Genomic DNA, 9,837 nt, shown 5'->3' with positions numbered 1-9,837 from the left:
CCCTCCCTGCCGGCGCCCGCCCCACACCCCCCCCCCCCCGGGGGCCACCCCCCGCCGTCCCGGGTTTCCAACACCCGTTGAGCACCACGTTTGGGTGCTCACGGTGAGAGGACTCCCGGTACTCACGTCAGGACGGAACAAGACTGGCACACCTCGCGGAGGCGTCAGTCCCGCCGCAGCCGCGCCGACCGCCCGACGGGGCGGGGCGGCGGGGCACCGCGGGCATCAGCCACGGGCCTCAGGTCCCCCACGGCCCGCCTGCCGTGACTTCCGCCACAGCGGGCCGGTCGGGCCCGCGCCCCGCCTCACATCTGGGCGAACCGCTGCTGCGGCACGTCGTAGCCGGCGGAGTGGTCGGTCATGCCCCACGGAACGTCCGCGGACGTGGCGGTGGCCGGCCAGCCGTCGACGGCGCCCCACGCCTCGTCGGTGTTCCAGGCGGCCGGCCGGCGCGCGGCCTCCCAGGAGTTCGCCTCGGCGTCCGCCTGCCGGTCCTCCAGGTGTCCGACCAGCTCCCGCACGGCCATCAGCGCCTCCTCGGCGGACAGGCCGTCAGCAGTGTGGTTCTTGCGGTGGCGCCGGTGGCGCCCCTGTTCTCGCGAGGGAGTCGGCACGGACTCCCAGCGGTTGCCTCCTTCCTCGGCCGACGCCGGGCGGTCGGCGCCCTGTGCGGTCGACTCCAGGTGCTGGACGGAGAGCTGCTGGAGCCGCACCACCAGGTCGCGCAGCGAGCAGCCGAGGTGCGCCGAGAGGTCCTGCGGGTCGACGCCCTGGTGCCAGCCCTTGAGCAGCGCGTCGTCCATGGCGTGCGACCAGCCGTGGAAGGCCGGGGCCGCCCCGGCACGCTCCGGCGTGGGGACGGTGACCGTCGCGCTCTGGCCCGTCCCGCCGTGGCCGGCCACCCCTGCCCCGAACGTCCCGCCCAGGTGGCCGCCGCCCGGCACGGGGGGAGCCGGCGGGACGCTGGGGGCGGGCGGCACCGGCGGCACGGTCGGCACCGGCGGCGGCTGCCAGTCCCCCGGATCCTCGCGCATGACGGCGTCCAGTGCGGTGGAGGCGGCCTCCTCGGCGTCCACCCGCCCCACCGCCTTGCGCGCCGCCCGCACCTCGCGCTCGTGCAGGCCCAGGTAGTGGGCGGCGCCCGCGTCACTGCCGATGGTCACCGCCAGCGCCGCCAGCACCTTGAGCCGATCACCCTGCAGCTCCTCCAGGCGGCAGTGGGCCTCCACGACCCGCTCGTCGGCCCGGCAGTACATGTCCGCCAGCGCCGCATGCCGCTCCAGTCGGTCCCTCAACTCCATACACGACAGAACCGATCGACCCCTCGGCAGGCAATGCCGCAGCGGCAGGGATGACCCACTCGGCCCCTTTAAAAGCATGAACATCCTTGCCGTCTTGCCTACCAGCACACCGGCGGGCCGAGGCCGGACACCCTCTTCGCGGGCTCGGACGCTACCCTCGGTGGCGGACGGGAACAGGCGAAGGACGTGGTGAGGGAGCGAGCGGGTGCCGGTGGAAGTCACCTGGTGGGGGCACGCCACCGCCACGGTCGAGGACTCCGGGGTGCGGCTGCTGACCGACCCGCTGTTCACCCGCCGGCTGGCCCACCTGCGACGCCGGCGCGGCGCCCTGCCGCCGCCGGACGCAGCCCGTGCGGACGCCGTGCTCCTCTCCCACCTGCACGCCGACCACCTGCACCTGCCGTCCCTGGCCCGGCTCGCCCACGGCACCCGCCTGATCGTCCCCACCGGTGCGCCCGCCGCACTGCCCGGCCTGCGGCGGCTGGCCGCAGCACGCGACCTGGCGCTCACCGAGGTCGGGCCGGGCGACACCGTTCGCGTCGGCGAGGTCGAGGTGCGGGCCGTGCACGCCGAGCACGACGGGCGGCGCCTGCCCTACGGTCCGGCGCGGGTGCCCGCGCTCGGCTACGTGGTCAGCGGCGAGTGCGTGACCTACTTCGCCGGGGACACCGGGCTCTTCAAGACGATGGCGGAACAGGTCGGCCCGTGCGACACGGCGTTGCTGCCGGTGGGCGGCTGGGGCCCGTTCCTCGGTCACGGGCACCTGGACGCGCACCGGGCCGCTCGCGCCGCGGCCGAACTCGCGCCGCGCGCCGCGGTCCCGGTGCACTACGGCACCTACTGGCCGCTGGGGATGGACGCGGTCCGGCCGCACGAGTTCCACTCCCCGGGTGAGGAGTTCGCCCGGCAGGCGGCGGCACTGGCCCCCGGTGTGACCGTGCACCGGCTGGCGCACGGCGGGAGCGTCACCGTGCGGGGCGCCGCGTGATAGGCGATCTCGCACGCAGCCTGTCGGCCGACCCCGCCGGGCAGGCGGTGGGCTACCCCTCGCTGTTCCTGCTGGTGGCGGCCGGCTCGCTGGTGCCGGTGATACCGACGGGCGCGGTGGTGAGCTCGGCCGCGGTGGTGGCCTTCCACCAGGGCCGACTGTGGACCCTGCTGGGCGTCTTCGCGGTGGCGGCGCTCGCCGCGTTCGCCGGCGACCTGGCCCTGTACTGGCTGGGACGCCGCGGGGTCGGGTCCCGGAACGGCTCGCGGTGGCTGGAGCGGTTGCGGCGACGTGCCTCGCCGGAGCGGCTGGCCCAGGCCGAGGAGCGGTTGCGCGCCCACGGGGTGCTGGTGCTGGTCCTCTCCCGGCTGGTGCCCGGCGGCCGGATCCCCGTGATGCTGGCGTGCCTGCTGGCCCGGATGCCGATGCGGCGCTTCGCCCGGGGGGACCTGCCGGCGTGCCTGGTGTGGGCCGCGACGTACGAGCTGATCGGCGTCCTGGGCGGCTCGCTCTTCCCCCAGCCCTGGCAGGGCGTGCTGGTGGCGGTGGTGCTGACCTTCGTTGTCGCCGGTGCCCCCGCGGTGTGGCGGCGGCTGCGCCAGGCGGTGGGCGGGCACCGGGAGCAGCGCGGGGCGGAGAGCTGACGGGCCGACGGGCCGTCAGGAGGCCGCGACCGGGGGCGGTGCGAGGACCCGGGAGGCTCCGACGGGCAGGTCCCACAGGTCCTCCCGGCGGCGTCCCGCGGCGGCCCAGGCCGTCCTGACGCGCCGCAGGGGTTCCATCGGCGGTTCGCCGGAGAGCAGGAAGGTGCCGTGGTGCATGGGCGCCATGGCGCGGGCACCGACGTCCCGGCAGGCGCGGACGGCCTCCTCGGGATCGGTGTGCACCGGGCGCAGCATCCAGCGCGGGTCGTAGGCGCCGACGGGCAGCAGCGCCACGTCGATGCCGGGATGACGGGCACCGATCTCCTCGAACCAGTGGCCGTATCCGGTGTCGCCCGCGAAGTAGACCCGGCGGCCGTCGGGGGCGGTGATGACCCAACCGCCCCACAGCGAGCGGCAGGTGTCGGTGGGGGTGCGTTTGGACCAGTGGTGGGCCGGGACGAACCCGAAGGTGACGCCGTGCAGTTCGACCTTCTCCCACCAGTCGAGTTCGGTCACGTGCGTGAAGCGCCGGCGGCGCGCCCAGCGCGCGAGGCCCGCCGGGAGCAGCAGCGGCGTGCCGGGCGGCAGCCGCCGCAGCGTGGGCAGGTCGAGATGGTCGTAGTGGTTGTGGCTGATCAGGACGGCGTCGACGGGCGGGAGTTCGGCCCAGGGCACGCCCACCGGGGTGATGCGGGGCGGGGTGGCGAGGATGCGCCGGGACCACACGGGGTCGGTCAGTACCGTCACCGGGCCGACGCGGACGATCCAGCTCGCGTGGCCGACCCAGGTCAGGCTGAGGGTGCCGGGGTCGGCGGGCGGGAGGGGGGCCGGTGCCACGGGCAGTTCGGTGATCTCGTGGAGCGTGGCGGCGGCGGGCCGCAGCTTCCCGTCGCGGGCCAGCCGTGCGAGCGCCCGCACCCCGGGCAGGGGCGCGGTCAGACGGTCGGTGAAGTCCCGGGGCCAGGTCCGGTGTTCACCGAGCGGCCGGAGCGCGGCGGTGGGGGGCGCGCCCGGTGTCCCCTCCCCCGCCCCGGTGGACGCCGCGGTCGGGCGGGGGTGGGCACAGGAGGGGTCGGACTGCTCGGTCATGGCGCTGGCTCCTCGCGCGGAAGGGTCGTCGGTGGTACCGCAGGACGTCCGGACGGGCCGGGCGGACCGCCCCCGGCCACCCGGGTCATCCCGGTGCCCATGCCGCCAGATCCGCCGCCAGGCCGGCCAGGCCGGCCTCGACGTGCGGCAGCCGCGCGGGGTCGGCCGCCGCCAGTGCCCGGTGGCCGTCGGCGGAGTCAGCGCCCACCAGGACGTCGGTGGACAGCCGGGCCCGCAGTTCGTGGTGGTCCTCGCCGAACCGGTGGCCGCCCCGCACCCCCCACCGGGCCAGGGCCCGCTCCAGGCCGGGGGCGTCGGTGACGCCGTGGTCGGTGAGCGGGCCCCGCAACGGCTCGAAGTCGACGTAGAGGTGGTTGCCGGCCTGCGGGGGGCGGCAGAGCGCGCCGGCGGCCGTGACCACCTCGTGGAGGGCGCGGGCGAGTGCGGCGTGGAGGCGGGTGAGGGCGGCGAGGCGCTCCCGTACCGCCTCCGGTTCCCGCAGGGCGTGGAGTGCCGCGCAGGCCACCGGCCCGGCGAGGGGCGCGAGGACGTCGGTGAGCACGGCCAGGGCGGCGTCGCGCAGCCGGCCCCCGGCCCCGGTGTCGGGGAAGCGTGCCACGGCGACGGGCCAGGAGGCCGGCAGCAGCGTGGGGCGCAGGTCGGCCAGGAGGACGGTCTCGGCGGGCCGGATCTCCGCGGGGCTGGGCAGGACCGTGTCGTGGGGGTCGTGGAGCAGGTCGCGGCGGGTCTCGTCGCCGATGAGCCACAGCCCTTCGTCGGCCGCCGCCTCGCACACCTCGTGGAGCTGTTCGGGTGGGGGGCAGGTGCCCGTGGGGTCGTCGGCGAGGGTGACCGTCAGGCTGCGGACGGCCTGGGGCCCGCGGCGGCTGCGGCGCACGCTCTCCAGGAGTCCGAACGGGTCCGGCAGCCCGCCGGACTCGGCGGGGGCGGGGACGTGGTGGACGTCGTGGCCGAGCAGCCGGGCGGCGGGGGCGTACCACTGGGCGCAGGGCCGCGGCAGGACGACCGCGCCGTCCAGGGCGGCGAGGAGGGCCAGGAGCAGGGCGGGGGCGCCCGGTGCCACCAGCACGCGGTCGGGTCCGGTCGGCAGCCCGCGCCGCTCCCAGTACCCGCAGACGGCCTCGCGCAGCGCGGTGGAACCGCCCGGCGGCTCGGGTGCGGCCCGGCCCGCAGCGGCGGCCAGGTGGGCCGCCAGCTCGGGGAGGACCGGGGGGCCGCCGGCCGGGTGGGGGGCCGGGTCGGGATCGGGGGCACGCAGCGGCATCCGCACCTCCACTGTCCGCGGACGGCGATCGTGGTCCCTCACACGAAGGAGGACTGCGCCCACCTTGACAGATGTCTCCGGTGGCGGCGCGGAGGACACGTCCCGGTGGGTGCAGGGGGCGGATGCGGGCGGCCGTCCCGGGGCGCCGGGCCGCCCGCACCACGGCTCGGCACCCCCGCAGTCCGGGCTGCGCGGGACTGCGCACGGGAGGGGCCTGGCTCCGCCTTTGGGGTTTTTGCCATATGAGCGTCCGATGAGGTCGCGTGGTTGGGTGCCGTGCGTCGCAAGGCGCCGGAGAGTCCTCGTGGCGGAGCTACCAGGGCTTTCGGCAACGCCGCGAGGTGCGGGTGCCAGACCACGCGGCCCGGGCGGGCATATGGCAAGGACCCCTTGGCCGGGTCAGCTCTGGCTGGCCCTCGCCCGCGCCCCGGCCCGGGTCCGTCCGGCGGCGACCCGGCGCCGCGGGTGGCGGCGCAGGTACTCGCCCTCCAGCTCCGCCATGCGCGCGTTGTGCGCGGTCAGCGCGTCCGCGGAGCCGTACAGCAGCGTGTCGTGGCGGGTGCGGTGCACCGTCTCCAGCTCGCGCAGCAGGTCCGCCTCGACGAGTTCGGCCGCGGGGATTCCCTGGTAGGCGTCGGTGGCCGACCTCATGCGGGGGTCGGCAGGGTCGACCGCGGCCAGCAGGGTCTGCGGCCCGTCGGCGTAGGGGTTGGCGGTCCGGGTCGCCTCGGCGCTCTCGGTACGGGTGGGGCGTTGCATGATCACTCCTCTGTGTCGGCCGTCGCTGTGCGGGTACCCACGTCGCACCGGCCATCCGGGCCCGGGCGGAAGTTCCCGGGAGGATCGCGGGGACGGCGCGGGAGCACCGCGCCGGGTGGTGAGACACGGACCCCGCGCTCCTGCGCCGGGTGCCGGGCGGGCGTCCGGACCGCGGCGCCCGGGGCCGAGCCGGTCCGGGTTGCCGCAGGTGTGCGGCTCGCACGGAATCGGTGGCGGCCGGGAGTCATACAAGCGCGCGGAACGGAAAGGGGAACCGACAGCCCCGGATCCGGTGGTCACGGAGAACCGGCCGGGCGTCCCCGGCGGCAGCCGGCCGCCGAGGGAGTGCGGCCCGACGTGAACCGGAGGGGCACTGTCCCAGCACCGACCGGAAGGAGAACGGCGTGCAGCGTGGTAGCGACCGCCTGAGCGTGCATCGGGACGACGAGATGAAGCACGAACTGCAAGGAATGCTCCGCTCCGGGCACTCGACGCGCGCCGAGGAGTGGCACGACCCCGAGCCCAGCGCCGACGACGACCCGGTGGTCTCCGTCGGGCCCGTCCCGGCGCCCGGGTCGATGGGAGCGATGGAGGAACTCCGTTTCGAACTGGCCCGTCACCTCGGCCGCGGGCCCTTCCCGGCCGACCGTGCGGACCTGTTGCGGACCCTGACCGAGCAGGGGGCACCCGAGATGCTGAGGGAGAACGTGAGGTCACTCCCCGCGAAGGGACGGTACGCCAACGTTCATGAGGTGACGCAGGAACTGGTCGCCCGGGAGGGCACCGCCGAACCGGGCTGAGCCCGCCGACCGGGCCGCGCGCCCCTCCCACGGTGTCACCCACCGTGGGAGGGGCGCGCGCGGTCTGTGCGCGACCGCCGGCCCCGGCCCGGCCGGCGGTCGCCGGCGCCGCGGCGAGGTACCCGGCACGCGGGCGGGGCGGGCGGCGCCCGGGTGAGGTGTGCGCCGGTGTGACGAAGGGCTCGCCGGAGCAGGGAGCGCGTCAGGCCTGCGCGGGTCGCTTCGGGGTAATGGTGGCGCATGCGGAAGCTGCTGAGTACTTGGGACCGGGCCGTCTTCGACCGGGTCGCCGCGCGCGAGTGGCCCGGCGCGCAGCGTGTGCTGCCCCGGCTGACACGCACCGCCGACCACGGGGTGCTGTGGCTCGGCGTGGCGGCCACGGCCGCCGCGCTGGGGAGTCGGCCGATGCGCCGGGCGGCGCTGCGCGGCGTGGCCTCGCTGGCCGTCGCCTCGGCGACCGTCAACACGCTGGGCAAGTACGCCGTGCGCCGCGACCGGCCGCTGCTGCACAGCGTCCCGGTGATACGGCGGCTGGAGCGGCAGCCGTTCACGCCCTCCTTCCCCTCCGGCCACGCCGCCTCGGCCGCCGCGTTCGCCACCGGGGTGGCCTTCGAGAACAAGTGGTGGGGACTGGCGGTCGCGCCGCTGGCCGTCTCGGTCGCCTTCTCGCGGGTCTACACCGGGGTCCACTATCCCGGTGACGTCCTGGCCGGGGCGGCGATAGGAGCGGGGGCCGCGTTCGCGGTGCGCGGCATGGCGCCCACCCGTACACAGCTCGCGCCACCCGCCCGCCCCCGGGCCGACGCCCCGGCGCTGAAGCGGGGCGAGGGGCTGATCGTGGTCGCCAACCCCGGTTCCGGGCAGCGGACCGGCCAGCGGGCCGACCCGGCGCAGGAGGTGCACGCCGTGCTGCCGGACGCCGAGGTCGTCACCGTCGGCGGGCCGGAGGGGCCCTCGATGGTGGAGGCCATGGAGGAGGCCGCGGCCCGCGCCGCCAGGGCGGGCGGGGCGCTCGGCGTGATGGGCGGGGACGGCACGATCAACGCGGCGGCCCGGGCGGCGGTGCGCCACCGGCTGCCGCTGGCGGTGATGCCGGGCGGAACGCGCAACCACTTCGCCTACGACCTGGGGATAGAGACCTTCGGGGCGGCGGCCCGCGCGGTGGAGACCGGTGAGGCGGTAGCCGTCGACCTGGCGCGGTTCCGCAGCGGGACGCGCGCCCGGCCCGGGTCCGGAAGGGCCGGGAGCAACGCCGGCTCCTCGGGTGACGAGGCGGCGGAGGGCGTGCAGGAGGGCTACTACCTCAACACCTTCTCGATCGGCGCGTACCCCGAACTGGTGCGGATCCGCGAGGAGTGGGCGCACCGGATCGGGGCCTGGCCGGCGGGGGTGCTGGCCGCCTGGCGGGTGCTGCGGACCTCGGCCCCGGTGACGGTCGAGGTCAACGGCAGACGGCGGGCGGTGTGGCTGCTCTTCGTCGGCAACTGCTCGTACCGGACCATGGGACTCGCCCCGGTCCGGCGCCACGACCTGGCCGACGGGGTGCTGGACGTACGGGTGGTGCACGGCGGCCGCCTGGCGCGGACCCGGTTGCTGCTGGCGGCGGTGACGGGCGGTCTGAAGCACACGCCGGTGCTCAGCGAGTCGCGGCTGCGGTCGCTGCGCATCGGGGGCCTGGCTCCCGGCACCGACCTGGCCTTCGACGGCGAGGTGGCACCGGCGCCCCGGGAACTGTGGCTGGACAAGGCGAACGAGGCGCTCACCGTCTACCGGCTGCTGCCCGACTGAGGGAGCCGGCCGGTACGAGGTCCGTGTTCCGGGGCCCGGCCCCCGGAACACGGACCGTGCCGCGCCCCACCCCCCTAAGGACCACATTTCAAGACGCGGTTCTCATCATGCGGGACCAGTCGCTAGCGTGGCATTCAGCCCGTCACCTCGGGCGCCGCGTAGCGAAGGAGCTGTCCGCAGATGTCACAGCAGACCGCCGTCTACACCCACGGCCACCACGAGTCGGTACTGCGCTCCCACACCTGGCGCACCGCAGCCAACTCCGCCGGCTACCTCCTGGGCTCACTCCAGCCGCACCTGCGGGTACTGGACGTGGGCTGCGGCCCGGGCACCATCACCGCGGACCTGGCGGCGCTGGTCCCGGACGGCGAGGTCGTCGGTCTGGAGCACGCGGCGGGGGTGCTGGAGCAGGCCCGGGCCACCGCACGCGACCGCGGGCTGACCAACCTCTCCTTCGCTGTCGGCGACGTCCACGCGCTGGAGTACGAGGACGGATCCTTCGACGTCACCCACGCCCACCAGGTCCTCCAGCATGTCGGGGACCCGGTGCAGGCGCTGCGCGAGATGCGGCGGGTGACGAAACCGGGCGGGCTGGTGGCGGTGCGCGACTCCGACTACCCGGCGATGACCTGGTTCCCCGCGGTCGAGGGCATGGACGCCTGGCTCGACCTCTACCTGCGGGTGGCACGGAGCAACGGCGGGGCCCCGGACGCCGGACGGCACCTGCGGTCCTGGGCGCTGCGGGCCGGTTTCGCCCCCGAGCAGGTCACCGCGACCGCGAGCGCCTGGTGCTACGCCACCGCCGAGGAGCGCCGCTGGTGGAGCGAACTGTGGGCCGACCGGACCGTGGCGTCCTCCTACGCGCGGATGGCGGTGGACGGCGGCCACGCCACCGGGGAGGAGCTGACCGCCGTCGCCCGGGCCTGGCGCGAGTGGGGCCGGCAGGAGGACGGCTGGTTCGCCGTCCTGCACGGCGAACTGCTCTGCCGCGTCTGAGATCCCGCCGTCTTCGGGGCTCCGGTGCCGGGACGCCGTGCCGGCCCGCGGCGCGGCGTCCCGGCACCGGCCCGGCCCGGGTCCACCGCAGCCGGCCCGGGGCGGGGGGGGGGGGGGGGAGCCCCCAGGCCTCCAACACCCCCGTGCCCCGGACGGGTGCGGCCGGGGGGAGCCGGGAGGGCACGGC

At 76.3% G+C, this 9,837-nt stretch carries 9 protein-coding genes; 5 read left to right on the top strand and 4 right to left on the bottom strand.

Annotation, left to right across the window (positions count from 1 at the left end; genetic code table 11):
* Positions 1-305: 305 nt before the first annotated feature.
* The gene (locus ACFV3R_RS34280; protein WP_385591402.1) at positions 306-1,301 is read right to left on the bottom strand and encodes a hypothetical protein; all 996 of its coding nucleotides are present in this window, start codon (positions 1,299-1,301) and stop codon (positions 306-308) included.
* A gap of 205 nt (positions 1,302-1,506) precedes the next feature.
* Between ACFV3R_RS34280 and ACFV3R_RS34275 the strand changes: the two genes are divergently transcribed.
* Together ACFV3R_RS34275 and ACFV3R_RS34270 are read left to right on the top strand one after the other, a co-directional pair.
* Entirely contained in the window at positions 1,507-2,289 is a 783-nt protein-coding gene (locus tag ACFV3R_RS34275; protein WP_385591400.1) for an MBL fold metallo-hydrolase, read from the top strand.
* Entirely contained in the window at positions 2,286-2,933 is a 648-nt protein-coding gene (locus ACFV3R_RS34270; RefSeq protein ID WP_385591398.1) for a DedA family protein, read from the top strand. The genes ACFV3R_RS34275 and ACFV3R_RS34270 overlap by 4 nt, the downstream gene beginning before the upstream one ends.
* Positions 2,934-2,948: 15 nt before the next feature.
* Here ACFV3R_RS34270 and ACFV3R_RS34265 read toward each other — a convergent pair whose 3' ends face one another.
* The 3 genes from ACFV3R_RS34265 to ACFV3R_RS34255 form a co-directional block, all read right to left on the bottom strand.
* Positions 2,949-4,022, bottom strand: coding sequence for an MBL fold metallo-hydrolase (locus tag ACFV3R_RS34265; protein ID WP_385591396.1), 1,074 nt, complete (start codon positions 4,020-4,022; stop codon positions 2,949-2,951).
* Between the two features lie 85 nt (positions 4,023-4,107).
* Positions 4,108-5,307, bottom strand: coding sequence for an aminotransferase class I/II-fold pyridoxal phosphate-dependent enzyme (locus ACFV3R_RS34260; RefSeq protein WP_385591393.1), 1,200 nt, complete (start codon positions 5,305-5,307; stop codon positions 4,108-4,110).
* Positions 5,308-5,706: 399 nt separating this feature from the next.
* Positions 5,707-5,958: a DUF6158 family protein gene (locus tag ACFV3R_RS34255; protein WP_385591404.1), complete on the bottom strand. Its 252-nt coding sequence runs from the start codon at positions 5,956-5,958 to the stop codon at positions 5,707-5,709.
* 512 nt (positions 5,959-6,470) lie between these two features.
* Between ACFV3R_RS34255 and ACFV3R_RS34250 the strand changes: the two genes are divergently transcribed.
* From ACFV3R_RS34250 to ACFV3R_RS34240, 3 genes are all read left to right on the top strand, one after another.
* A complete protein-coding gene (locus ACFV3R_RS34250) occupies positions 6,471-6,866 on the top strand; it encodes a DUF2795 domain-containing protein (RefSeq protein WP_385591390.1) in 396 nt (131 codons plus the stop codon).
* Between the two features lie 240 nt (positions 6,867-7,106).
* Entirely contained in the window at positions 7,107-8,654 is a 1,548-nt protein-coding gene (locus ACFV3R_RS34245; protein ID WP_385591388.1) for a bifunctional phosphatase PAP2/diacylglycerol kinase family protein, read from the top strand.
* Between the two features lie 180 nt (positions 8,655-8,834).
* Complete coding sequence (locus ACFV3R_RS34240; RefSeq protein WP_385591386.1) at positions 8,835-9,650, top strand: class I SAM-dependent methyltransferase; 816 nt, start codon at positions 8,835-8,837, stop codon at positions 9,648-9,650.
* Positions 9,651-9,837 lie beyond the last annotated feature (187 nt).

The sequence above is a fragment of the Streptomyces sp. NPDC059740 genome (assembly GCF_042733155.1).
Classification (GTDB): domain Bacteria; phylum Actinomycetota; class Actinomycetes; order Streptomycetales; family Streptomycetaceae; genus Streptomyces.
This window is presented reverse-complemented; position numbering and strand designations above follow the sequence as displayed.

Coding starts and splice junctions, on each gene's coding strand:
- ACFV3R_RS34280 (WP_385591402.1), bottom strand. CDS start 1,301: ATGGAGTTGAGGGACCGACTGGAGCGGCATGCGGCGCTGGCGGACATG.
- ACFV3R_RS34265 (WP_385591396.1), bottom strand. CDS start 4,022: ATGACCGAGCAGTCCGACCCCTCCTGTGCCCACCCCCGCCCGACCGCG.
- ACFV3R_RS34260 (WP_385591393.1), bottom strand. CDS start 5,307: ATGCCGCTGCGTGCCCCCGATCCCGACCCGGCCCCCCACCCGGCCGGC.
- ACFV3R_RS34255 (WP_385591404.1), bottom strand. CDS start 5,958: ATGAGGTCGGCCACCGACGCCTACCAGGGAATCCCCGCGGCCGAACTC.
- ACFV3R_RS34245 (WP_385591388.1), top strand. CDS start 7,107: ATGCGGAAGCTGCTGAGTACTTGGGACCGGGCCGTCTTCGACCGGGTC.
- ACFV3R_RS34240 (WP_385591386.1), top strand. CDS start 8,835: ATGTCACAGCAGACCGCCGTCTACACCCACGGCCACCACGAGTCGGTA.